This window comes from Baekduia sp., from assembly GCF_035318805.1.
In the GTDB taxonomy this organism is placed as follows: domain Bacteria; phylum Actinomycetota; class Thermoleophilia; order Solirubrobacterales; family Solirubrobacteraceae; genus Baekduia.
Window position 1 is genome coordinate 1 of the sequence record NZ_DATHDY010000020.1, and the last position, 23,437, is coordinate 23,437.

General features: G+C 73.5%; 26 protein-coding genes and 1 tRNA gene. 21 read left to right on the forward strand and 6 right to left on the reverse strand.

Going from position 1 to position 23,437, the window contains the following annotated elements; genetic code table 11:
- Positions 1–145: 145 nt before the first annotated feature.
- Both VK501_RS05160 and VK501_RS05165 read right to left on the reverse strand, forming a co-directional pair.
- Complete coding sequence (locus VK501_RS05160) at positions 146–442, reverse strand: hypothetical protein (protein WP_324335321.1); 297 nt, start codon at positions 440–442, stop codon at positions 146–148.
- A 77-nt stretch (positions 443–519) separates the two neighbouring features.
- Positions 520–1,887 carry a glycine--tRNA ligase gene (locus tag VK501_RS05165; protein WP_349260974.1) on the reverse strand — a complete coding sequence of 456 codons (1,368 nt, stop codon included), beginning with the start codon at positions 1,885–1,887 and terminating at the stop codon, positions 520–522.
- A 97-nt stretch (positions 1,888–1,984) separates the two neighbouring features.
- Between VK501_RS05165 and VK501_RS05170 the strand changes: the two genes are divergently transcribed.
- Positions 1,985–2,350: an FmdB family zinc ribbon protein gene (locus tag VK501_RS05170; protein ID WP_324335325.1), complete on the forward strand. Its 366-nt coding sequence runs from the start codon at positions 1,985–1,987 to the stop codon at positions 2,348–2,350.
- An 88-nt stretch (positions 2,351–2,438) separates the two neighbouring features.
- On the opposite strand, the gene VK501_RS05175 is transcribed toward VK501_RS05170, so the two are convergent.
- Positions 2,439–3,635 (reverse strand): LCP family protein, encoded by a 1,197-nt coding sequence (locus VK501_RS05175; RefSeq protein WP_324335327.1) that lies wholly within the window; start codon positions 3,633–3,635, stop codon positions 2,439–2,441.
- 21 nt (positions 3,636–3,656) lie between these two features.
- Here VK501_RS05175 and VK501_RS05180 point away from each other — a divergent pair, with 21 nt between their 5' ends.
- The 15 genes from VK501_RS05180 to VK501_RS05250 all read left to right on the forward strand — a co-directional run bounded on the left by VK501_RS05180 (position 3,657) and on the right by VK501_RS05250 (position 17,927).
- A complete protein-coding gene (locus tag VK501_RS05180) occupies positions 3,657–4,625 on the forward strand; it encodes an ROK family protein (RefSeq protein ID WP_324335329.1) in 969 nt (322 codons plus the stop codon).
- Complete coding sequence (gene rsmI / locus VK501_RS05185) at positions 4,622–5,431, forward strand: 16S rRNA (cytidine(1402)-2'-O)-methyltransferase (protein ID WP_324335331.1); 810 nt, start codon at positions 4,622–4,624, stop codon at positions 5,429–5,431. Before VK501_RS05180 ends, rsmI begins: the two co-directional genes overlap by 4 nt.
- A 270-nt stretch (positions 5,432–5,701) precedes the next feature.
- The gene (locus VK501_RS05190; protein WP_324335333.1) at positions 5,702–6,412 is read left to right on the forward strand and encodes a M23 family metallopeptidase; all 711 of its coding nucleotides are present in this window, start codon (positions 5,702–5,704) and stop codon (positions 6,410–6,412) included.
- Between the two features lie 6 nt (positions 6,413–6,418).
- A complete protein-coding gene (metG, locus tag VK501_RS05195; RefSeq protein WP_324335335.1) occupies positions 6,419–7,933 on the forward strand; it encodes a methionine--tRNA ligase in 1,515 nt (504 codons plus the stop codon).
- Positions 7,930–8,679, forward strand: coding sequence for a TatD family hydrolase (locus VK501_RS05200; protein WP_324335337.1), 750 nt, complete (start codon positions 7,930–7,932; stop codon positions 8,677–8,679). The genes metG and VK501_RS05200 overlap by 4 nt, the downstream gene beginning before the upstream one ends.
- The gene (gene rsmA / locus VK501_RS05205; RefSeq protein WP_324335340.1) at positions 8,676–9,572 is read left to right on the forward strand and encodes a 16S rRNA (adenine(1518)-N(6)/adenine(1519)-N(6))-dimethyltransferase RsmA; all 897 of its coding nucleotides are present in this window, start codon (positions 8,676–8,678) and stop codon (positions 9,570–9,572) included. Before VK501_RS05200 ends, rsmA begins: the two co-directional genes overlap by 4 nt.
- A complete protein-coding gene (locus VK501_RS05210; RefSeq protein WP_324335342.1) occupies positions 9,569–10,426 on the forward strand; it encodes a hypothetical protein in 858 nt (285 codons plus the stop codon). Before rsmA ends, VK501_RS05210 begins: the two co-directional genes overlap by 4 nt.
- The gene (locus VK501_RS05215; protein ID WP_324335344.1) at positions 10,423–11,961 is read left to right on the forward strand and encodes a bifunctional DedA family/phosphatase PAP2 family protein; all 1,539 of its coding nucleotides are present in this window, start codon (positions 10,423–10,425) and stop codon (positions 11,959–11,961) included. Before VK501_RS05210 ends, VK501_RS05215 begins: the two co-directional genes overlap by 4 nt.
- Positions 11,958–12,182: a hypothetical protein gene (locus VK501_RS05220; protein WP_324335346.1), complete on the forward strand. Its 225-nt coding sequence runs from the start codon at positions 11,958–11,960 to the stop codon at positions 12,180–12,182. Before VK501_RS05215 ends, VK501_RS05220 begins: the two co-directional genes overlap by 4 nt.
- 83 nt (positions 12,183–12,265) lie before the next feature.
- On the forward strand, positions 12,266–13,516 hold the full coding sequence (locus VK501_RS05225; protein ID WP_324335347.1) for a PucR family transcriptional regulator: 1,251 nt from the start codon (positions 12,266–12,268) through the stop codon (positions 13,514–13,516).
- Positions 13,517–13,714: 198 nt separating this feature from the next.
- The gene (locus VK501_RS05230) at positions 13,715–14,794 is read left to right on the forward strand and encodes a hypothetical protein (protein ID WP_324335349.1); all 1,080 of its coding nucleotides are present in this window, start codon (positions 13,715–13,717) and stop codon (positions 14,792–14,794) included.
- A 108-nt stretch (positions 14,795–14,902) separates the two neighbouring features.
- Positions 14,903–15,694 carry an MTAP family purine nucleoside phosphorylase gene (locus VK501_RS05235; RefSeq protein WP_324335351.1) on the forward strand — a complete coding sequence of 264 codons (792 nt, stop codon included), beginning with the start codon at positions 14,903–14,905 and terminating at the stop codon, positions 15,692–15,694.
- 28 nt (positions 15,695–15,722) lie between these two features.
- Positions 15,723–16,253, forward strand: coding sequence for a hypothetical protein (locus VK501_RS05240; protein ID WP_324335354.1), 531 nt, complete (start codon positions 15,723–15,725; stop codon positions 16,251–16,253).
- A 202-nt stretch (positions 16,254–16,455) separates the two neighbouring features.
- Entirely contained in the window at positions 16,456–17,118 is a 663-nt protein-coding gene (locus VK501_RS05245) for a hypothetical protein (RefSeq protein WP_324335356.1), read from the forward strand.
- On the forward strand, positions 17,031–17,927 hold the full coding sequence (locus VK501_RS05250) for a calcium-binding protein (protein WP_324335358.1): 897 nt from the start codon (positions 17,031–17,033) through the stop codon (positions 17,925–17,927). Before VK501_RS05245 ends, VK501_RS05250 begins: the two co-directional genes overlap by 88 nt.
- A gap of 12 nt (positions 17,928–17,939) precedes the next feature.
- On the opposite strand, the gene VK501_RS05255 is transcribed toward VK501_RS05250, so the two are convergent.
- Together VK501_RS05255 and VK501_RS05260 are read right to left on the reverse strand one after the other, a co-directional pair.
- A complete protein-coding gene (locus VK501_RS05255; protein ID WP_324335360.1) occupies positions 17,940–18,689 on the reverse strand; it encodes an HNH endonuclease in 750 nt (249 codons plus the stop codon).
- 31 nt (positions 18,690–18,720) lie between these two features.
- Positions 18,721–18,791, reverse strand: a tRNA-Gln gene (locus VK501_RS05260).
- A 74-nt stretch (positions 18,792–18,865) separates the two neighbouring features.
- Here VK501_RS05260 and glmU point away from each other — a divergent pair.
- From glmU to VK501_RS05275, 3 genes are all read left to right on the forward strand, one after another.
- Positions 18,866–20,236, forward strand: coding sequence for a bifunctional UDP-N-acetylglucosamine diphosphorylase/glucosamine-1-phosphate N-acetyltransferase GlmU (gene glmU, locus VK501_RS05265; RefSeq protein WP_324335362.1), 1,371 nt, complete (start codon positions 18,866–18,868; stop codon positions 20,234–20,236).
- A 111-nt stretch (positions 20,237–20,347) separates the two neighbouring features.
- Positions 20,348–21,325, forward strand: a complete 978-nt coding sequence (locus VK501_RS05270; protein WP_349260975.1) for a ribose-phosphate pyrophosphokinase — start codon at positions 20,348–20,350, stop codon at positions 21,323–21,325.
- Positions 21,326–21,554: 229 nt separating this feature from the next.
- Positions 21,555–21,698 (forward strand): hypothetical protein, encoded by a 144-nt coding sequence (locus tag VK501_RS05275; RefSeq protein WP_324335366.1) that lies wholly within the window; start codon positions 21,555–21,557, stop codon positions 21,696–21,698.
- Positions 21,699–21,791: 93 nt separating this feature from the next.
- On the opposite strand, the gene VK501_RS05280 is transcribed toward VK501_RS05275, so the two are convergent.
- Positions 21,792–22,088 (reverse strand): DUF4235 domain-containing protein, encoded by a 297-nt coding sequence (locus VK501_RS05280; RefSeq protein WP_324335368.1) that lies wholly within the window; start codon positions 22,086–22,088, stop codon positions 21,792–21,794.
- Between the two features lie 139 nt (positions 22,089–22,227).
- Between VK501_RS05280 and VK501_RS05285 the strand changes: the two genes are divergently transcribed.
- A complete protein-coding gene (locus VK501_RS05285) occupies positions 22,228–22,968 on the forward strand; it encodes a hypothetical protein (protein WP_324335369.1) in 741 nt (246 codons plus the stop codon).
- Positions 22,969–22,982: 14 nt separating this feature from the next.
- A complete protein-coding gene (locus VK501_RS05290) occupies positions 22,983–23,435 on the forward strand; it encodes a hypothetical protein (RefSeq protein ID WP_324335370.1) in 453 nt (150 codons plus the stop codon).
- Positions 23,436–23,437 lie beyond the last annotated feature (2 nt).

Below are 23,437 nucleotides of genomic sequence, written 5' to 3' on the forward strand. Positions count from 1 at the left end.
TTCGCTGCCGCCGCTGACCGGCCCGGCCGGCGCCTGAGGCCACCCGATCCCTTGCCGATCCGACCAGGATCGGCTGCGAGATCGTGCGACCCCAGGCATCCGCCCGGACCAGCCATCGACGGGACCGCCTCGTGGAACAACTTATCTAGCGCGACCCCGCGGCCGCCGGGCGGCTGCGAGGACGCCAGTGCTCGGGCAGCTCGGAATGCTCGAGGAAGACGATGTGGTCGTCGGTGCCCGAGGCGGCCACGGCGTTCCAGACGGTGTGCAGCGCGCCCTCGAGGTCCTCGGCGTCGACATGGACGTCGAAGACGCCCAGCTCGTCCGGCTGGCCGACGTCGGCGCCGTCGGGCAGCGCTGCGCCGAGCTCCTCGCGCGCCTGCCGGTCGCGCGGCGTCCCGCCGTGGATCATCAGCATGGAGATGGTGAAGCGCTTGGCCATTGGGCGAACCCTAAGCCTTCGGCGCCGTCGCGCAACCCCCGTCGGACCGCGGCGCCGCGGCGGCGGCCTGAGCGCCGTCAGCCGTCGAGCTTCGGCGAGGTCCACGGCACGGCGAGGCGCGCCGACAGCAGGTCGGGCACGTCGGCGATCGGCACGCGCTCCTGGGCGAGGGTGTCGCGGTCGCGGATCGTGACGGTGCGGTCCTCGAGCGACTGGTGGTCGATCGTCACGCACCACGGCGTGCCGATCTCGTCCTGGCGGCGGTAGCGCTTGCCGATCGAGCCGCCCTCGTCGTACTCGGCCTGCATGCGCTTCTTCAGCGCGGTGTGCAGCTCGGCCGCCAGCTCGGGCTGGCCGTCCTTCTTGACCAGCGGCAGGACGGCGACCTTGACGGGCGACAGCCGCGGGTGCAGCTTGAGCACCGTGCGCGTCTCGCCGTCGAGGTCCTCCTCGTCGTAGGCGTCGGCGAGGAAGGCCAGGACCGAGCGGCCGACGCCGGCGGCGGGCTCGATGACGTGCGGGACGTAGCGGCGGCCGTCGGGCTCGACGACCTCCAGGTCCTTGCCGGAGCCGGCGGCGTGCGCCCTGAGGTCGAAGTCGCCGCGGTTGGCGATGCCCTCGAGCTCCGACCAGCCGATCGGGAAGCGGTACTCGACGTCGGCGGTGCCCGAGGAGTAGTGGCTGAGCTCGTCGGCGTCGTGCTCGCGCAGGCGCAGGTGGTCGGCACGCAGGCCGAGCTCCGTGTACCAGTTCAAGCGGGCCTGCTTCCAGTGCTCGTACCACTGCGGCGCCTGCTCGGGCGGCACGAAGAACTCCATCTCCATCTGCTCGAACTCCAGCGTGCGGAAGATGAAGTTGCCCGGCGTGATCTCGTTGCGGAACGACTTGCCGACCTGGGCGATGCCGAACGGCGGCCGGCGCCGCGCGAACGTCAGCACGGTCTTGAAGTCCAGGAAGATCCCCTGCGCGGTCTCGGGGCGCAGGAAGACGCGCTGGCCGCCGCCCTGCACCGGGCCGATCGCCGTCTCGAACATGAGGTTGAACTCGCGTGGCTCGGTGAGCTGGCACTCGTCGATCTCGCCCGGCAGCTTGGACGGCTTGCGCCCGCAGCGGATGTCGGGGTGGGAGTCCGGGTCGGCGCGGGCCTCCGCGAGATGGTCGGCGCGGAACCGGCGGTTGCAGGTCCTGCAGTCGATCAGCGGATCGGTGAAGCCGGCGAGGTGTCCCGACGACTCCCAGGTCTTGGGGTGCTGGATGATCGCGGAGTCGAGGGCGACCACGTCGTCGCGCTCCTGCAGCATCGCGTCCCACCAGGCGTCGACGACATTGCGCTTGAGCAGCACGCCGTAATGCCCGTAGTCGTAGGTGTTGGCGATGCCGCCGTAGATCTCCGAGGCGGGGAAGATCAATCCGCGGCGCTTGCACAGCGCCACGATCTTGTCCATCGTCACGACGTCTTCTGTTGGCACGCGCCGGACTCTAGCCACCTGTCGCGCCGGGTTCGACCAGCGCCCGGATGGCACTCGTATACTGAGAGTGCCAATGCCGATCTATGAATATCGACGCCCGGACGGCACCACGTTCGAGGTCATGCAGAGGATGACCGACGATCCGCTGACGCAGGATCCCGAGACCGGGGTGCCGCTCGAGCGCGTCTTCCATCCCGTCGCGGTCCACTTCAAGGGCAAGGGCTTCTACAACACCGACTACGGCACCAAGCGCCGCAACCGCGAGCTGCGGGAGTCGGCCGAGTCCGGCGCCGACAAGCACGAGGCCAAGCAGGCCGAGAAGAAGGCCGACGCGGCCAAGGACTCGTCGTCCTCCTCGTCCTCCGCCTCGGACGGCGCGAAGTCCGACGCCAAGCCGAAGGCCGAGAAGAAGCCGGCCGAGAAGAAGCCCAAGAAGTAGCTGGGAGCGCGGGTCGCTAACAGGCCGCGGGTTTCGCCCCCTGGGCGAACACCCGCAAGGGAACCTGGCTTCCTGGGCCAGCGTTCCCCTAGCCCTTCAGGAAGCGCGCCACGTCGCGCGCCTTCTCGGCGTCGGAGACGTGGAGGCCGGAGCCGCCGCCCGGGGCCGCCGCGAAGCCGTCGGGCTTGAGGATCTGGGTGGGCGGTGAGCCGCTGGTGGCGAGCGCGCCGAAGAGGCCGAGGAGCGTGGGGCCGCTCATGTCCGAGCGCAGCGCCTTCGGCGTGTTCCACGCGATGAGCGGCAGGCGCGGGAACGCGAACGGCGAGATCAGGCGCGACTTCATGGCCGACAGCAGCTTCTGCTGGCGCCGGGCGCGCGTCAGATCGGACTCGCTCTTGTTGCAGTCGTTGTGGCGGGTGCGCGCGAGGGCGAGGGCCTGCTTGCCATCGATGTGCGTCTTGCCCTTCTTCAGGCGCAGCGTGTACCCGCCGTTGTTGAAGCCGCCGTTGATGCGCGAGACGACGCAGCCGCCCTCGTAGGTGACGCCGCCCATCGCGTCGATCAGCTGCGGGAAGTTGTCGAAGTTGACCTCGATCAGGTGGTTGACCTTGATGCCGAGGTACTGCTCGATCGTCTGGACCGCCAGCGCCGGGCCGCCGTACGCGTAGGCCGCGTTGATCTTGTCCTTGCCATGGCCGGGGATGTCGACCACCGTGTCGCGAGGGATCGACAGGCGCGCGTTCTTGCCGCCGCCGACGCGCATCAACATGATGGAGTCCGACCGGCCGCGTCCGCTGGTGGCGGCGCCCGGCTCCTTGGAGCCCTTCGTCCGCGTGTCGGACCCGAGCACGAGCACGTTGTTCGGGCTGGTCAGCGGGAAGCCGGCGCCGCCCAGGGCGACCTGGCCGCTGAGGTCGCCCTGCTGGATCTGGGCGCTGACGAGGAACAGCACGAGCGAGAGCGCGATCCAGCCGACGACCGCGAGCACGAGCCACTTGACGACGCGGCCCACCGAGAGCGGGCCGCGAGGCAGGCGCGGGCCGCGGCGGCGGCCGGGCAGCGGCAGGCCGGGCAGCCGCCGGCGGCGCGCGCCGGGGCCGCGGCCGTCGCCGTCGTCGCCCGCCCCGGGGATCCCCGGAGCGCCGGGCGGGACCGCCGGCGGGGCGGCACGGCCGTTGGGCAGGACGTCCAGCAGCGGCTCGCCGGGGCGCGGGCCGCGGCGCCAGAACCGCGGGGCGGAGCGGTACTTCGTGTACTCGGGCGGCGGGTCGGAGGGAGGCGACATGCACCGGGTAGGGTGACGCGCATGGCCGCCGGGTGCGTGATCGGCGTCGACCTCGGGGGCACGAAGCTGCTGGCCGGGGTCGTCGACTCCGAGCTGAACGTTCGCCATCGGGCCTTCCGCAAGGCCCGCGAAGGGCACGACGCCGAAGGGCTCATCGACCTGCTCGTGTCCACCGTCGAGCAGGCGCGCGAGGCGGCCGGCGAGGAGATCCGGGCGGTCGGGTTCGGCATCCCGTCGCTGGTCGACGCGCAGACCGGCGTGGCCAACACGACCGTGCACCTCCCGCTGCGCGATGTCCCGTTCCGCGACGTGATGGCCGAGCGGCTCGGGCTGCCGGTGGCGGTGGACAACGACGCCAACGGGGCGATGGTCGCCGAGCACCGCCGGGGCGCCGCGCGCGGCGCGCGCACCGCCGCGCTGCTGACGCTCGGCACCGGCATCGGCGGCGGGATCATCGTCGACGACAAGATCGTCCACGGCGCCAGCGGCGCGGCGGGCGAATGGGGGCACATGGTCGTCGACGTCAACGGGCCGCTGTGCACCTGCGGCAACCGCGGTTGCCTGGAGACCGTGGTCTCCGGCACCGCGCTGGGGCGTGAAGCGGCGCGGATGGCGCACGAGCTGCCCGACTCGGGGTTCGGGCGCGCGCTGGCCGCCGGTCGCGAGATCAGCGGGATGCTCGCCACCGAGCTGGCGCACGACGGCGACCCCGTCGCGCGCGATGTCGTCGCGTCGGTCGGCCACTACCTCGGCGTCGGGATCGGCAACGTGGTCAACATCCTCAACCCGGAGGTGGTCGTCGTGGGCGGCGGAGTCATCGCGGCGGGTGAGCTGCTGCTGGAGCCGGCGCGGCGCGTCGTGGCCGAGCGCGCACTGGCGCCGTCGCGCGACCAGGTGCGGATCGTGCCGACGCGCTTCGGGGACGCCTCGGGCATGATCGGCGCCGCGCTGCTGGCGATGGACCTGGCCGACGGGCGGCAGGCGCCATGATCGGCCGGCTGGTGGTGTGCCCGACCCCGATCGGCAACCTCGAGGACGTGACGCTGCGTGTGCTGAGCGCGCTGCGCGACGCCGACCTCGTCGCCTGCGAGGACACGCGCCGCACGCGCGTGCTGCTCGACCGCTACGGCGTGAAGGCCAAGACCGTGAGCTACCACGAGCACAACGAGGCGGCGCGGTCGTCGGAGCTCGTGGCGCGGATGCAGGCCGGCGAGACCGTGGCGCTGGTCAGCGACGCGGGCATGCCGTTGGTCAGCGACCCGGGGTTCCTGCTGGTGCAGGCCTGCGTGGCGGCGGGGATCGGCGTCGAGGTCCTGCCCGGACCGAGCGCGGCGCTGGCGGCGCTGGTGGTGAGCGGGCTGCCGGCCACGACGTGGCGCTTCGCCGGGTTCCTGCCGCGCAAGCGCGGCGAGCTGGAGTCGCTGTTTCGCGCCACGACGGAGACGCTGGTGGCCTTCGAGTCGCCGCGGCGCGTCGGCGCCGCGATGGCGGCGCTGGCCGCCGTGGATCCGGAGCGGCCGGTGGCAGTCTGCCGCGAGCTGACGAAGGTCCACGAGGAGGTCGTGCGCGGCAGCGCGGGGGCGCTCGCGGAGCGCTACGCGAGCGAGGAGCCGCGGGGCGAGGTCGTGGTGGTGATCGGCGCGGCGCCCGAGGGCGAGGCCGATCTGGCGCCGGCGCTGGACGCGCTGGCGCGGCTGGTGGAGGCGGGCGCGCGGGCGCGCCCGGCGGCGGGCGTGGTGGCCGAGCTCACGGGCACGAGCGCCAACGCGCTGTACCGGGGGCTGATGGAGCGGTAGGGGCGCCGGGGGGACGGTCCCCACCCGGGCGCGGGGGGACGGCGCGGGGGGACAGTCCCCCACCCGGGCGCGGGGGGACAGTCCCCCCACCCGAACGGAGGGGGGACAGTCCCCATTGCGTCGCATGGCGTCGCATTGCGTCCGAACGGAGGGGGGACAATCCCCATTGCGTCGCTAGGGCGGGCGCGATGTGCGACGCGCCGCGCGCGATTTCGTGCCGGATATGCGCCGTGCGGGGGAGACGGTGCGCGGGGGCCGCAGGATGCGCCGGTGCCCTCCATCGCGATCGTGCTCCTCGCCGTGCTGACGCTCGCCGCCCCGGGTCGTGCGGCGGCGTCGGCGCCCGATCGCTGGCAGCGGCCGCTGCCGGGCGCGGCGGTGGCGCGGACGTTCTCGTTCGATCCCGCCGCGCCCTACCTGCGCGGTGGGCGCCGGGGCATCGACCTTCGTGGACGGCCGGGCGCGCGGGTGCTTGCCACGTGCTCCGGGACCGTCGCCTACGCCGGGCGCGTGCCGGGCTGGGGTCCGGGCGTGACGCTGCGCTGCGGCGACCTGGTGGCGACCGAGCTGGGGTTGGCGGGCCCGGCGGCCGTGCGGCGCGGCGCCCGCGTTGCCGCGGGCGCGGTGCTCGGGCGGCTGGGATCGCGAGGCGTGCTGCGCCTGGGCGCGCGGCGGGCCGGCGGTCGGCAGGCCTACGTCGATCCGCTCGCGCTGCTGGACGGCGACCCGTCGGGACCCGCGCCGCCGGTGCCGGTGGCGCCGCCGTCGCGACGGGTGCCCAGGCCGCCCGCGCCGCCGGCCGTGTCGCCCCGCGCGCCCGCCGCGGCCCAGGCCGACGACCCCGCGCCGGCCCGCCTGCCGTGGCCGATCTGGGTCGGGCTCGGCCTGCTCGCCGCGGGCGCCGGCGGCGGCACGGTGGCGCACCGGCGGCGTGGTCGCCGGGCCGTCACCGGCGCGGCGCTCGCGCACCGATACCGTTAGGCCTGAATGTCCTTCTACGTCACGACGCCCATCTACTACGTCAACGCGGCGCCGCACCTCGGCCACGCGTACACGACGATCGCCGCGGACGTCATGGCACGCCACCACCGCCAGCTCGGCGACGACGTCTTCTTCCTCACCGGCACCGACGAGCACGGCGAGCCCGTCGCGCTGGCCGCCGAGGCCGCGGGCGTCACGCCGCGCGCGCTGGCCGACAAGAACGCGGAGCGGTTCAAGGCGCTCGCCCCGCTGCTGAACGTGACGAACGACTTCTTCATCCGCACGTCGGACCCCGAGCACGTCAAGGCGGTGCAGGAGGTCCTCACACGGGTCAAGGACAACGGCTACGTCGAGCTCGGGGTGTACGAGGGCTGGTACTGCCCGCGCTGCGCGGACTTCAAGTCCGAGAGCGAGATCGAGGATGGCAACCGCTGTCCGATCCACAAGATCGAGCTGACCTGGGAGCAGGAGGAGAACTACTTCTTCCGGCTGTCGGCGCTGCAGGAGCGCCTCGAGCAGCACTACGCCGACCACCCCGACTTCGTCGCGCCCGGCTCGCGGTACAACGAGGCCCTCTCGTTCATCCGCGGCGGTCTGCAGGACGTGTCGCTCACGCGCGGCAAGCTGACGTGGGGCGTGCCGGTCCCGTGGGACGAGAGCCACGTCTTCTACGTGTGGTTCGACGCGCTGCTGAACTACTACACGGCGCTGACCTACGCCCGCCCCGGCGAGGACCTGACCGAGGAGTTCTGGCCGCCGAGCTACCACCTCATCGGCAAGGACATCCTCAAGTTCCACGCCGTCTTCTGGCCGGCGCTGCTCATGGCCGCCGACCTGCCGCTGCCCGAGCACCTCTACGTCCACGGGTACCTGCTGCTGGACGGGCACAAGATGTCCAAGTCGCTGGGCAACGTCCTCGACCCGTTCGAGATCATCGACAAGTACGGGTCCGACGCGCTGCGCTTCTACCTGCTGCGCGACGTGAGCTTCGGCCAGGACGGCTCCGTCTCGGCCGCGGACTTCGAGAAGCGCTACGAGGCCGAGCTGGCCAACGACTTCGGCAACCTCGCCAGCCGCACGATCAAGATGCTGCTGCGCTACCGCGACGGCGCGGTGCCGCAGGTCGCGGTCGACCCCGGGCTGGCGCCCGACTTCGACGGCCTGTGCGAGCGCGTCAGCGCACTCGTCGGGCGGGCCGAGCTGACGCCCGCGCTGGAGGAGATCTGGCAGCGCGTACGGCGCCTGAACCGCTACGTCGAGGAGAACGCGCCGTGGAAGCTCGCCAAGGAGGAGGGGCGCGAGGCTGACCTGGACCGCGTGCTCGCCACCCTGGCCGAGGGCCTGCGCACCGTCACCGTCCTGCTGCACGCCTACATCCCACAGCGCGCCGAGGTCCTCCTCGACGCGCTCGGCACGCCCGACCGCTCGATCGCCAACGCGCACTTCGGCGCGGCGCTGCCGACCCAGGTCAAGGACCTCGACCCGCTGTTTCCCAAGCAGCAGGCCTCCGAAGCCGCGTGATCGACTCCCACACCCACCTGGACTCCTGCGAGCCCAGCGACGCCGCGCTGGTCGCGGCCGCGACGCAGTCGGGCGTCAACCGCATCCTCACGATCGGCCAGGACGGCGACACGGGTCGCGCCGCGCTGGCCGCGGCCGAGGCGTTCCCCCAGGTCTTCGCGGCCATCGGCCACCACCCCAACAAGGCGACCGGGTTCGGCGACGAGCAGCTCGCCGAGCTCCGTGCGCTGGCGGCGCACGAGCGCTGCCGCGCGATCGGCGAGACGGGGCTGGACTACTTCCGCGACTACGCGCCGCCCGCCGACCAGCAGCGCGCGTTCCACGCCCAGATCGAGCTTGCGCGCGACACCGGCAAGCCGCTGGTCATCCACACGCGCGCGGCCGAGGACGACACGATCGCCACGCTGCGCTCGCGGGCGCAGGGCGTCGAGGTGGTCCTGCACTGCTTCTCGATGCCCGACCGGCTCGACGAGTGCCTCGCCGAGGGCTGGTGGATCTCGTTCGCGGGCAACGTCACCTACCCGAAGAACGAGGACCTGGCCGCGGCCGCGGCGCGCGTGCCCGACGACCGGATCCTCGTCGAGACCGACGCGCCGTACCTGACGCCGCAGCCGATGCGCAAGGAGCGCAACCAACCGGCCTACGTCACCGAGACGGCACGCTTCGTCGCCGAGCAGCGCGGTCAGGACTACGCGGCGTTCGAGACGATCGTGGAGCGCAACGCGGCCCAGCTGCTGAAGTGGTGACCGAGCAGCCGCCCCCCGACCTGCCGTCGCAGCCCAGCCTGCGCCGGATGCGCGCCTTCGCGGTGCGCCCGAAGCGCGACCTCGGCCAGAACTTCCTGATCGACTCCAACATCCTCGGCGTCATCGAGCGCGCCGCGGAGCTGACCGACCAGGACGTCGCGCTGGAGATCGGCGGTGGCCTGGGCGTGCTGTCGGAGCACCTGGCGCAGCGCACCGCGCACACGCACGTCGTCGAGCTGGACCGCTCGCTCGAGCCGGCGCTGCGCGAGGCGCTCGCGCCGCACCCGAACACCACGCTGCACCTCGCCGACGCGCTGCACCTCGACCTCGCCGCGCTGGACCCGCCGCCGACCAAGGTCGTCGCCAACCTGCCCTATGGGATCGCCGCGACCGCCATCCTGCGCACGGTGTTCGAGCTGCCCTCGGTCACGCTCTGGGTCGCGATGGTGCAGAAGGAGGTCGGCGAGCGCTTCGCCGCGTCGGCCGGCACGTCGGCCTACGGCGTGCCGAGCGTGCTGGCGCAGCTGGCCTGCGACGTGCGCGTCCACCGTCAGATCTCGCGCACCGTCTTCCACCCCGTCCCGAACGTCGACTCGGTGCTCGTCGTGCTGCACCGCACGCGCGCGGCGCCCGAGCCCGGCCTGCGCGCGCTCGTGCAGGGCGCGTTCGCGCACCGGCGCAAGGCCCTGGCACGGTCGCTGGAGCTCGCGGCGAAGGAGCAGCGTGGTCGCGACGGCGCGTCCAAGGGGCTGCAACTCCACACCGGCGACGAGGCCCTGCGTGACCGCGTGCGCGCCGGCCTGGCCGCCATCGGGGAGCCGCAGGACGCGCGCGCCGAGCGGCTGACGCCCGAGCAGTTCCGCGCGCTGTGGGAGCAGGTGCGCCCCGCGTGAGGCTCGAGACCCGGGCGCCCGGGAAGATCAACGTCTGCCTCTACCTCGGGCCGACGCGCGCGGACGGCCGCCACGAGCTCGTCTCGGTCATGCAGTCGGTGACGCTCGCCGACCGCCTGCGGCTCGAGGCCGGCGACGGCCGCGACGAGGTCGACTGCCCCGGCGTGGACGGCGACAACCTCGTGACCGCGGCGATGGAGCGGTTCCGCGCGGCGACCGGCTGGAGTGGGGAGGCCGTGCGGATCAGCATCGACAAGCGGATCCCGATCGCGGCGGGCATGGCGGGCGGCTCGGCCGACGCCGGCGCCGCGCTGCGCCTGCTCGCGCGCGCCTCCGGCATCGAGGACCGCGAGCTGCTGCACGAGATCGCCACCGCGCTCGGCGCCGACGTCCCCGCCCAGGTCCGGCCCGGCCGCGTGCTGGCCACCGGCGCGGGCGAGCAGATCGAGCGCGTGCCGGGCGTCGCGCGCTACGCGGTGCTCGTCGTGCCGGCCGAAGGACCGCTGCTGACCGCCGACGTCTTCCGCGAGGCCGACCGCCTCGGCCTGGCGCGCGACGCCGCCGGGCTGGACGCCGCGCTGCGCGACGTGCGCGCCGGCCTGCCCGACCTGCCCGACGCGCTGTGCGTCAACGAGCTCGAGCCGGCCGCGCTGTCGCTGCGTCCGGCGCTGGAGCAGACGCTCGCGCAGGTGCGCGAGGCGGGCGCCGACGTCGCGATGGTCAGCGGCAGCGGCCCGACCGTGCTCGGCCTGTTTCGCGACGTCAAGGCCGGCAAGGCCGCCAAGGCGCACTTCCCCGGGGCGAAGGTGGCCAAGCCCGTCGGCCCCCACGGCGGGGAGGTCCTGGCGGCGTGAAGATCGGCCCGATGGTCGCGGCGGCGTTCCTGGCCGCCTTCCTCGTCCTACGCCGGCGCAAGCTGGAGCCGACGCTGCTCATCGGCGGCGTCATCGTCGTCGTCGGACTGCTCGTCTACGGCAGCGGCCTCGTCAAGTTCCCCGACGTCAAGAAGCTCGTCGAGGACGCAGGCAACGCGCTGGGCCAGTGGACCTACGTCGTCGTGGGCGTCATGGCGTTCTTCGAGACCGGCGCCTTCGTCGGCCTCATCGCCCCCGGCGAGACGTTCCTCATCTTCGGCGGCGTGGTGGCGGGCCAGGGGACGATCTCCCTCGTCGCGCTCATCGCGATCGTGTGGACCTGTGCCGTCCTCGGAGACCTCGCCAGCTTCTACGCGGGACGTCGCCTCGGGCGGAAGTTCCTGGTCAAGCACGGCCCCAAGGTGTCCATCAACGAGGAGCGCCTGCACATGGTCGAGGCGTTCTTCGACCGCCACGGCGGCAAGGCGATCTTCCTCGGGCGCTTCGTCGGCGTCGTGCGCGCGGTCAACCCGTTCCTGGCGGGCTCGTCGGGCATGCCGCTCAAGCGCTTCCTGCCCTACGACGTCGTCGGCGCGGGCGCGTGGGCGACGCTGCTGCTGGTCCTCGGCTACGTCTTCTGGCAGAGCTTCGACCGCGTCCTGCACTACGCCGAGCAGGGCACCCTCGCGCTCGGCACGACGATCGTCGTGCTCACGCTCCTCGTGTGGCTCTACCGGTACTTCCGCGTCGAGGAGAACCGGCACAAGGCCGCGGCGTGGACCGACGAGCAGCTCGAGCGCCCCGCGCTGCGCCCGCCGGCCCGCGTGCTGCGCCCGCTGTGGCGCTGGAGCCGGCGCCCGCGCCGCTTCTTCTGGAACCGCATCACGCCCGGCGAGCTCGGGCTCGAGCTGACGACGCTGCTGGCCTTCGTCGCGGTCGGCTCGTTCGCGTTCGCCGCCGACGCGATCACGCTGCACCAGAAGGACCTGATCACCGGTGATCGCACGGCGTTCGACTGGGCCGACAAGGTGCGCAGCGACACGCTCGACGACGTCGCGCGCGCGCTCACGCACCTCGGGAGCCTCCCGTTGGTGGGCGGCGCCACCCTGCTGGCGGTCATCGCGCTCCTGGCCCGCCGGCGCGTGATCGAGGCCGCGGCGCTGACGAGCGGGCTCGTCCTCACCTGGGCGGCCGTGCACATCGCCAAGGTGGCCGTGGACCGCCCGCGGCCCTCGAACCCGCTGGTCGACACGGCCGGCCAGAGCTACCCGTCGGGTCACGCGGCGTACGCCGTGGCGTGGATCGCCATCGCGGTCGTGCTCAGCCGGACGGTCCCCGGCCTGGCCCGCACGACGATCCTCGTCATCGCCGCCATCGTGCTCACGGTGGTGGTCGGGGCGACCCGCGTCTACCTCCGCGCGCACTACCTCTCCGACGTGGTCGGGGGCATCGGCCTGGCCGCCGCGATCGTCGGCCTGTGCGGCATGGCCGGGCTCGTCGTCGCCCACCTGCGGCACAATGGCGGGCGATCGTGAGCAACCAGTCGGTCACCTACCTCGTCGCCGCGTGCTGCGGCGTCTTCGCCCTCTCGGCGTACGTGGCATTCATCCTCGTGCCGGCCTGGACCGCCTACTCGCGGATCTGGCAGCGCATGGCCGCGGCGGTCCTGAGCCTCTACGTGCTGGCCGCGTTCGCGGCCGTCGGCGTCGCCGGCGGCGCCGCGATCGTGTGGTTCTGGGACAGCATCGGCGTGTAGTGGGCCGCGCGGGTGCGCTGCCCGAGCGGCAGACACCAGCGTTTCGCCGCCTTTTCCACCTTTCGCGCCGTAGACTCTGCACCATGTCCAGCCCGGCTCCGAGGACGCCGGCCGGGATCGACCTCGACGCCCTGGATGGCATCACCGACGCCGTCGAGTCGGGCGCCGGCCTTCCCGAGGTCGTCCGTGCGGCGGCCCGCGCGCTCGACGCGAGCCTCGCGCTGACCGATCGGTCCGGCGCGGTGCTCGCCGTGGCCGCACGCTCGCCGGCCGACGAGCGCTCGCTGCTGGACGACGCCGACGGTGTCGAGCTGCTCGACCTGCGCGTCGCCGACGAGGCCGTCGGCCAGCTGCGGCTGCGCTCCCGCGCGGCGGGCGACGCGTCGCCCGTGGTGCTGCGCCTGGTCACGACGCTCATCGCGTCCGAGGTCCAGCGCGTCCGCGCGCCCGCCCGGGCCTCCGAGCAGGCCGTCGCCGGGTTCCTGCACGACCTCCTCGGCCGGCGGCTCAGCGACCGCGAGACGGTCCTCGCCCGCGCGGGCGAGCTCGGGCTCGACCTGACCCAGGGCGCGACGGTCGTCGTCGTCCGCGCCCAACTGCACGTGCCGTCCGAGGAGGGCTGGCGCGAGCGCGTCGTCACCGTCGCCGAGCGCGGCGGGCGCTCGGCCACCCCGGGCGCGATCGCCGCCTCCTCCGGCCGCCCCGACGCCGTCGGCGCCGAGGTGGTCGTCCTCGTCCCCGGCGCCGACCCCGCCGCGGGCGAGCGCGCCGCCGACGCGGTGCTGCGCGAGCTGCAGGCGTCGCTGACCGGTCACACCTTCGCGCTGGGCCGCAGCCGCGTCGCAGCCGACGCCGTCGATCTCGCGCGCGCCGCCAACGAGGCGCTGCTGGCGGCCAACGTCGCCGAGGGCGACACCGAGGGCGAGGAGGGCCACCGGATGCTGGCCTTCGACGACACCGGCGCCTACCGGCTGCTGCTGTCGGCCATGAGCGAGGACCCGGCGGAGCTCCAGCGCTTCTACGCCGAGACGATCGAGCCGCTGGTGGCCTACGACGAGCAGTACGAGACCGATCTCGTCGTGACCGTCGAGGCGTTCCTGGACGCCGACGGCAACGTCGCCGGGACCGCGCAGCGACTGTTCACCCACCGCCACACGATCCGCTACCGGCTCGAGCGGGTGCGCGAGCTGTCGGGCCTCGACGTCGGCTCCACCGACGGGCGCGAGAAGCTCAGCCTCGGGCTCAAGGCGATGCGCGTCCTCGGCATCGCCGCGCGGGGCGGCCCGGCCTCCGAGCAGGGCGCCGGCGGGGGCCGGGTGCCGCGCCGGGGCTGAGCCTTCGGGAGGTTTGCGCGAGTTGGGATGAGCGTCTACGCGCCAAGTCTCGGGTCGTGGAGGATGAGGAGGCGGTGTGGGCGCTGAAGTCCCCGGAATTCCGAGCGGACATGGGGTCCAGACCCCACTTGAGTCGCGGCCCCCACCCGCCGACACCTAGGAGTGGATGGACCGGTCCCTTCTCTCCAGCTTCCCCGCATGAGGCATCGCACCCACGACCAGCTCTTCGCCGCCGCCGGCGTGACGGCCGCGCTGTCGCTGATCGGCACCGGCGTGACGGTCCTCAAGGGCTCGGTCTTCCAGTTCGACCGCTGGCCCGACGTCGCCGGCGATCTGGCGCGCCGCGTGCAGCTGCCGGTCGCCCCGCTCACGCAGACCGAGCGTCGCAAGGACGCCGAGCGCCGCAGCCTGTTCGCGTCGGTCCTGCAGGCCGACGGCACCGTCGTCGTCCCGGGCCTCGGGACCGGCGACGGCATCACGAGCGTCGGCCTCAGCATCAACGGCGCCGGCACGACCGCCTCCCGCGCCGACGCCGTGGCCACCGGCACGACCTCCAGCGCCGGCGTCACGCTCGACGGTTACGCCGGATCCCTGGGATCCGCGCCGAGCTCGTCGGTCGACGGCATGGGCGATACCGCCAGCCCCGGCACGACCGGCGGCACCCGCGTCGCCTCCACCGCCGTCGACACCGACGGCGACGGCGTCCCGGACACGTGGCAGAGCGACCACGGCACGCCGGCCGCCGGCACCACCGACACGCCCGTCACGCCGAACACGACCAGCTCCGGCCGCGACGCCGCCGGCTCCGCCTTCCGCGCCGATCCGCCCGCCGACGAGCCGGTCACCGAGCCCACGCCGGCACCCACGCCCGTGCCGGTGCCCCCCGACACGACGACGCCCACCACCCCCGAGGGTCCGGCCACGACGCCCGAGCAGCCCGCTCCGACCGACGCCGCGACGACCCCGCCGGAGGCGACGACGCCGGCCGATTCGGCTCCGCCCGCCGATCCCGCTCCGGCCGAGCCGGCGCCGCCGGCCGACCCCGCCCCGAGCGACCCCGCGCCGCCGGCCGACCCGGCCCCGGCGGCTCCGGCCGCCCCGGTCGAGACGGCTCCGGCCGATCCGGCGCCGCCGGCCGACCCGCCGCCCGCGGCCGCCCCCACGCCCGCGCCCGTCGCCGCCCCGGCCCCGGCCGACCCGCAGCCCGCCGCGCCGCAGAGCGCCCCGGCCGACGACGCGTCCGCCGCCAACGCGGCGATCCCCTCCAGCGCCCGTTAGCGTCTCCTTCTGGATGGGTTGTTCCACGAGGCGGTCCCGTCGATGGCCGGCCGGGCCGGTCAGCGACGGCAGCGAACCCGTGGAACAGCCCATCTAGGATCCCGGTCCATGCGGATCGGGATCATCACCGGCTCGGGCACGTACGCGCTGCCGGACCTCGCGGGAGCCGTCAGCGAGGACGTCGAGACCGAGTTCGGGTCCGCGACCGTCACCCAGGGACGCTTCGCCGGCGCGGACGTGCTGCACGTCTCGCGCCACCTCGCCCGCCACCGGCGCCTGTCGCACCAGGTGACCCACCAGGCCAACATCGCCGCGCTGCGCGACCGTGGCGCCGACGCGATCCTCGCCGTCACCGTGTGCGGCGCCGTCGATCCCGCGGTGCCGCTCGGCAGCCTCGTCGTGTTCGACGACCTGCACTTCCTCGCCAACCGACTGCCCGACGGCTCGATCTGCACGTTGCACACCGAGCCGGGGCGCCCCGGGCGCGGGCACTGGATCTACGAGTCGCCGTTCAGCACGCCGCTGCGCGAGGCGCTGCTGGCGGGCGCGCGCTCCGCCGGGCTGGCCGTCCGCGACGGCGGCTGCTACGGGCACGTCGACGGGCCGCGGTTCAACACGAAGGCCGAGATCCGCGGGCTCGCGGCGTGCGGCGTGACGGCGGTGAGCCAGACGGCCGGACCCGAGACGGTGCTGGCGGGCGAGGCCGGGATCCCGTTCGCGCTGCTCGGGTACGCGACCGACTACGCCAACGGCGTGCAGGACGCGGCGACCCCTGTCGAGGAGCTGATCCGCCTGGTCGGCGCCAGCCCCGAGGCGTTCGCCGCAGCGCTCGCCGAGGCCGTGCCGCTCGTCCAGCGCGCCGACCTGGAGCCGGTGGGCACGTATTTCTCGTTCGACTGAGCCGGCGGGGAGCGCGGGGGTCGCGGTCGTGCTCGACGCCCTGGCGGGCGCGCGCGATCCGGAGCTGCGCGAGCGGCTGGGGCCGGCCGTCGACGACGAGCTGCAGCGGGTGCTGCGCGAGCGGGCGCACGCCTGGGCGCGGCGGGCGAGTGGTGCGGCGGGGGCGCTCGAGCTCGAGCGCACCGACCAGCTCGCGGCCGCGCTGGAGGGCCGCGACGGACCGGTGCTGCTGGTCGCGCCCGACGTGCCCGGGCTGTCGGACCAGCACCGGGTGGCGGCCTGCGACGACCTCGCTGCCGGGGTCCTGCTCAGCAGCGCGCCATCGGGGGACGGGACGCCGTTCCTGGTGGCGCTCGCGCGGCCGGAGCCGCAGCTGCTGGCGCTCGTCGGCGCACCGTTCGACCGGGTCGCGGGGGCCGCGATCGCGCTCGGCGGCTCGCTGGGCATGCTCCGGGCCGAACGTCGCCTCGCCACCCTCGCCGATGCTCGCGCGGTGCGCGCCGACCCGCTGGCGCCGCCCGAGCTGCGCGACCTGCTCGGCGCGCTCGGTCGGGAGTAGGCACCGCGGCGGCGGCCGGCCTACGGCTGGCGCGCGGCTGCAGGCGCTCAGCACGCGCTCGCAGTAACGGGTGCGGGGCCTGACGCGGCCGTAGAGGACGGTGTCGGCGCCCGGGCCGCGGTCGACGGAGGCCGGGCGGCGGGTGAATGCCGTGGAGCCAGGGCAGCTTGCTCGCCGACGGGCTGATCCCTAAGGTGCGCGCGTGCCTCTTCGCTCTCGGTCTCTCACCGCTCTCGTCGCTGCATGCGCGCTGGCGCTCTCCGCGGCCGGGTCGGCGCAGGCCGCCAGCCGGTTGGAGCCGGCGACCGCGCCGGCCTCGCACGAGCTGCCGACCGGCGGGACGCTGCTGACGTACACCGCGGACGCGGCGGAGGCGCCGCACGTCTCGCTGACCCAGAGCGCGACGGATCTGATCGTCTCCGCCCCGACGGCCGTCGGGCTCGTCGTGGGCACACCGTGCGCGCAGGACACCGCCACGACCGCGCACTGCTCGCTGACGTCTCTCGCCCTGCGCTGGGCACCGTTCGTGCTCGCCACGCCGACCGGCGAGGTTCCAAGGCCGATGACGCTCGACGTCGCGGCCGGCGTGACCGTGTCCGTCTTCGCGCAGGGCACGCCCGGCCAGCCGGACGTGCTGCACGGCGGCGATGGGCGCGACATCCTCATCGTGGGCGAGGGCGGGACGGCCGACGGCGGCGCGGGCGCCGACCACGTCACAGGGACCGAGTTGCAGCACGTCGGCACGCTGATCGGAGGCGACGGCGACGACCGGCTCGAGTGGGCGCCGACGCCCGCGGTGGAGCGGGCAACGACAGCATCCAGTCGTCGCTCGCCGCCGACGGCGGCCCGGGTGACGATCGCCTGATCTTCGTGCAGCAGGGCACGGGAGGGGACGGCAACGACACGATCGACGGCGCGTCCTACATCGGGCCGCCGCAGGTCGATGGCGGTCCAGGTTCCGACCGGCTGACGGCCACCGGCGGCGGTGCGGTCGTCCATGGCGGTGACGGCGACGACGAGCTCGGCGAATGCTCGTCCGATTGCGCGGGCGGCGCGGCCGCGTTCTTCGGCGACGCGGGGAACGACACCATGGTCGGGGCGTCGCGCGGCGCGACGCTCGATGGAGGTGAGGGCGACGACGCAATCACGCTCATCGCGGGCTTCCCGGGCGCGCCCGGCAACGGCGTCCGCGCGGGCGCCGGCGCCGACACGGTGAAGGCCAAGCAGGGAGCCGTCGACATCATCGACTGCGGGGACGGCGTCGACACGGTCGGCCACGACCAGGGCGACCATCTGACCGCCTGCGAGCGCGACCTCGATCCCGCACCGGTCCGGCCGGCGGCGGTGAAGCCGGCCGCGGCGGCCAAGCTGACGTTCCGCACGCCCCAGCGCGTGCGAGCCTCGGTCGCCGGCGCGGTGCGGCTCAAGCTCACCTGCGTCGGCGCGACGGCGTGTGCGGGCCGCTTGCGGTTGAAGCTGGGCAAGACGACGCTCGGCGACGCCACGTGCAAGCTCAAGGGAACCCGGACCGTGACGGTGATGCTGACGCGCCAAGGGCAGAAGCTGCTCCGTCGCCGCGCATCGCTGAAGGCGCGCCTGAGCTTCGTCGCAGCGAAGGGCACGGCCTCCACGCCCTCGCGCTCCATCACGCTGCTGGCTCCGCGGCGCCGCTGACGTACCTGCCGCTTACGCGGCGGCATCGCCCTCCGTCTCTGCCTCCCGCTCGTACTGCGCCACCCATTTGCGGACGGCGTTGTCGCTCACGCCATACCGCCGACCCACGGCCGACCACCCCATCGCGTGGACCTCGCGGACGAGGCGCGCGTGGGGCGGGCGAGCCACCTTGCGGATGCTCGGCCGCGGGCCGTGGCCTGACGACGCGCGCAGACCGCACTCCTTCGAGCAATGCCGTTGCGCCGTGCTCCTCGGCCGATAGGCCTCCCCGCAGCGCACGCACGCGCGCTCCCACTGGTTTTGCCGTCCGCAATGGGTGTCGAACGTCGCGGCGCAGTTGGGGCAGACGATGCGGAGGTTCTCGAGCCGGTTGTCGTCGCCGATGCCATTGATGTGGTCCAGGATCAGCGACATGTGCCCGCCACGCCACTCCTCGTCCTGGCCGCACAGCTCGCAGACCCGGGTCTTCAGCCCCTCGCGGTACAGCCGCTCCTTGAGGTGTCCGCGGCTGTAGGTCGAGTGCTGGACGAGGATCTGCTCGATGGGCTGACGGCGGGTGGACTCGGCGAGCCGGACGCGCTGCGTCGCGTACGGGTCGAAGTGGTCCGTCGAGATCTGCCACTGCGCGACGTACTTCTTCAACGTCGCGTGGTTGCCACCCGCGGCTCGCAGACCGAGGCGCCGCAGCGCCTCGCTGTAGGACAGCGACGCCGCGACCGCCGCACATGCCTCCTCCTCGGTGAACCGCACCCTGCGCGCCATGAGACGAACATACGTTCGTGTCCGGACGGAACTGGGGAGCAGGGATTTGAACCCCGACTTGGCCGGCCAAAGCGGCCCGTGCTGCCCTTACACCACTCCCCAAGGTCTAGGTCCCGCGACCACATTCTGCCCTACCACGAAACCAGATTCGCCGCCCGCCTCTAGCCTTCCGCCCCGTGACCTCCTTCAGCGCTGTCGTCATGGCCGCCGGACAGGGCACGCGGATGCGGTCCGCGCTGCCGAAGGTGCTGCATGAGCTGTGTGGGCGGCCGATGGTCGCCTGGCCGGTGCTCGCGGCGATCGAGGCCGGCGCCGAGCGCGTCGTGGTCGTCGGCTCGCCGGACGTCGATCTGGCGCCGGCGCTGCCCGAGGGCACGCGCACGGCCGTCCAGCCGGTGCCCGACGGCACGGGCGGCGCGGTGCTCGCCGCGCTTCCCGACGTCGCGCCGGGCCTGCCGGTCGTCGTCCTCAGCGGCGACGTCCCGCTGGTCTCCGCGGGGGCCCTCGAGGAGCTCGTCGCCGCGCACGCCACGTCGGGCGCCGCAGCCACGATGGCGACCACGATCCTCGACGACGCGACGGGGTACGGGCGCGTCGTCCGCGACGCCGTCGGCCACGTCGAGCGCGTCGTCGAGACCAAGGCCGACGGCGACGCCACGGCCGAGGAGCTCCTCATCCACGAGATCAACACCGGGATCTTCTGCTTCGATCACGCCGCGCTGGCCGAGGCCCTCCCGCGTGTCGGGACCGACAACGCGCAGGGCGAGCGCTACCTGCCCGAGGTGCTCACCCTCCTGCGCGACCAGGGCGCGATCGTCGCCGCGCACGTCGTCGACGACCCCGGCCTGGTCCACGGCATCAACGACCGCGTCGCCCTCGCCGACGTCCGCGCGCTCGCCCAGCGCCGCATCCTCGAGGACCACATGCGCGCCGGCGTGACGATCGTCGACCCCGGCTCGACGCTCATCGACGCCGGGATCGTGATCGGCCAGGACACGGTGATCGAGCCGTCGACGTATCTGCGCGGCGCGACGACCGTCGGCGCCGGCGCGCACGTCGGCCCCAACACCACCATCATCGACTCGACGCTCGGCGACGCCACGACGGTCCGCCACTCCTACGTCCAGGAGGCCGAATTGCGCGCAGGCGCCTCGGTCGGCCCGTTCGCCTACCTGCGCCCCGGCACGCTGCTGCGCGAGAAGTCCAAGGCCGGCACGTTCGTCGAGATCAAGAACTCCGACGTGGGGGAGGGGACCAAGGTCCCGCACCTCTCCTACATCGGCGACGCCGACGTCGGGCCGAACACCAACCTCGGCGCCGCGACCATCACGGCGAACTACAACGGCAAGACCAAGACGAAGTCGCGGACCACCATCGGGGCCGACGTCCGCACGAGCGTGGACACGACGCTGGTCGCGCCGGTGTCGGTCGGGGACGGTGCCTACACTGCCGCTGGGTCGGTCGTCGTGTCGGACGTGCCGGACCGCGCGCTCGCCGTCGCGCGGGCGCGCCAGCACAACATCGAGGGCTACGCGGACCGCGAGTAAAAGGACCGGAAGGTGACCATCCAAAGCCCCCTCAAGGCGTCGGCGCAGCCGACTACGATGGACAGCGACGTGAGCACGACACGGACGATGCCGGTGGCCACCAGCCTTCCGATCGACTACGACAAGCGGTTGATGCTCTTCTCGGGGCGCTCGAACCCCGAGCTGGCGGCCAAGATCGGCTCCAAGCTCGGCGTCGACCTCGGCCCGATCACACTGAAGACCTTCAAGAGCGGCGAGGTCTACTGCCGCTACGAGGAGTCGATCCGCGGCGCGGACGTCTTCCTCATCCAGCCGATGTGCGGCAACCCCGAGACGGGGATCAGCGCCAACGACGCGCTGATGGAGCTGCTGGTGATGATCGACGCCGCCATCGGCGCGTCGGCCCACCGCGTCATCGCCGTCACGCCGTGGTACGGCTACAGCCGCCAGGACAAGAAGTCCGCGCCGCGCGAGCCGATCAGCGCGCGCCTCGTCGCCCGCATGATCGAGGCGGCGGGCGCCGACCGCGTCCTGACGATGGACCTCCACGCCGGCCAGGTCCAGGGCTTCTTCAACATCCCGGTCGACCACATGACCGCGCTGATGATGCTCACGCAGCACTTCGACGACATGCAGCTCAACGACCTCGTCGTCGTGGCGCCGGACGCCGGTCGCGTGAAGTTGAACAAGAAGTTCGCGTCCAAGATCGGCGCCGAGCTGGCGATCCTCGACAAGGAGCGCCCGGCCCAGCAGGTCGCCGAGATCGGCTACGTGATCGGCGACGTCAAGGGCAAGACCGCGGTGATCGTCGACGACATGATCGACACCGCCGGCACGCTGAAGGCGGCCGCGCACACCGTCCGCGACGAGGGGGCGTCACGCGTCTTCGCCGCCGCGACGCACCCGGTGTTCTCGGGCAACGCCTATGAGAACCTCGAGGCCGCGGGCTTCGAGAAGATCGTCGTGACCGACACGATCCCGCTGCGCCCCGGCGCCCCGGACAACATCCAGGTCCTGTCGTGCGCAGACCTGCTCACCGACTCGATCCGCCGCATCTTCACCGACGACTCGGTGTCCGAGGTATTCGGCGGAGAGAACCAACTCTTCTGATGGCTCGCAGCCGGTCCGGCATCTCCGCTGCGGGCGGCGAGAACCAGCTCTTCTGACCTCGACCGCCGCCGCCCTCCTGCAGGACCGGCTCGGGCTGACCGACGACGAGCTGCTGACCGCGCTCGACGCCGACCCGCTCGCCGTCCTCGGCGGCGACCTCGACCACAAGCCGCAGCTGCCGATCCTCCTGACGCTGACCGCGGAGGCCGCCGAGCGCGCCGGCGACGGGATGCTGCGCCGCTGGGTCCGCTCCACGGGTCGCCACGGGCGCCCGATCGACCTGCTGCTCGCCCGCGACTTCGGCGCGTTCGAGCATGCCCTCGAAGACCTGCGCGAGCGCGGCTTCGTCGTGCGGGCCGCGCGCCACCCGTAGGAGACGGTGTCGCTATCGCGACTGGGGACCCACCTCCGGCGGCGACGGCTGGCCGTCGTGGGCCTGGGCCTCGGCCGGCCGCCTACGCCACCCCTAGCGGGCGACCTCCGCGGCCTGCGACTTCTCCTGCTTCTTGTCACCGGGCCACACGCCGAACAGGTGGTCCCAGCCCTTGGCGCCGGCGCGGTCGACGGCGGCGCGCGTGACCTTGAACGTGACGCCCTGCACCGCCGCGGCGGCCAGGACCTTGCTCCAGTCGGCGTCCCGCGTCGTGGGCTTGGGCGGCTCCTCCTGGTCGAAGATCCCCCAGACCGCGTCGAACAGCTTCTTGGACAGGAGGCCGGCGAGCAGGCCGAGCACGATGCCGAACGGCTTGTACACGAGCTTCATCCTCCGAACGTACCCGAAGCCCGCGGCGGGACGCCCGGGCCCCACCTGCCCGATTGTCAGTGCAGAACCCGCCCACTTGTCCGATGAAATCGTGTACACCTCGCGTCACCATCAGGGGCGTAGCCTCAGAAGGAGCACGATGGACGAGCAGCACGACGACCGGCAGGACGAGCGGCCCGGCGAAGGCCTCGCCGACGAGCTGCTGCGGCGCGCGCTGCTGAACCCCGAGGCGGCCGCCGCGGTCGCGCTGAAGGTCCACGGCCTCTCGGTCGCCGAGCAGCTGACCGTGGTCTTCCATGGCCGCCGCGATCTCGGGACGATCCAGACGTACGTCGCCAACGGCGGCCACGGCGAGGGCGAGCGCCTCGGCGTCCGCGACCTGCTGCGGGTGCCGTGCGACCTCGACCTGGGCGAGAGCCGCACGCGCGCCGAGGCCGAGGAGGCCTACGCGGCGCAGGCGCGCACGCTGCGCGACGCGCTCCAGATGGCCGACACGGTCCTGGCGATCTGGGAGGGACCGCTGCGCGACGTCGCCGAGTCGTCGGTCGGGATCGTGCGCTCGGTCGACCTGGACGTGCCGCTGCCGGCCCACCGGCTGATGCCGATCGCGCTCGTCGCGCCCGAGCGCCACCTCGTGGTGGTGCCGGTCTGCGGCGCCCGGACGCTGGCCGAGGGGCGGCCGCCGATGGGGATCGCCTGCGCGCAGCAGGATGTCGCGCACGTCTACCCGCTGCCCGACGACCCCGAGGCGTGCCTGCAGGACTTCCTGGTCCGCGCCGCCGAGCACGCCCGCCACATGGCCGACCGCCTCGAGGCGCAGGAGCGCTCGGTCCGGCGGTTCCTGGAGCTCAACGGCGACGACTTCCACGGGGCGGCGTAGGCTCCCCGGCGAGAGTGCTCGCCCGCCGTCGCCGTCTGCTCACCATCGCCGTCCCGCTCGCCGTCGCGTTCCTGGCGATCTCGCTGGTCGCCGCGCGCTTCCTGACGACCGAGAACCGGGAGCGCGACGCGATCTTCGCGCTCGTGCAGCACGAGGCCGCCGGGGACGCCGCGGGCGTCCTGTCGCGCCTGCGCGCCTGCGATGCCGCGTGCACCGCGAAGGTCCGCGCGTTCGTGCCGCGCGTGAGCGGGACGGGCACGGTCAAGATCGCGCGGCTGGACTCCGGGACGTCCTACTCGCTGGGGACGAGCGAGGGGTGGAGCCGGGTCGTCTGGGTGCGCGGCGTCGACGGCATCCCGGTCGTCCAGTGCGTTCGGGTGCAGCGCCGGGGAAGTCCACTGACCGGACGCTCCGTTAGCCTCCTGCGCCTCACCGCGCCGCTGGCCGACAACGAGGGATCCTGCTGATC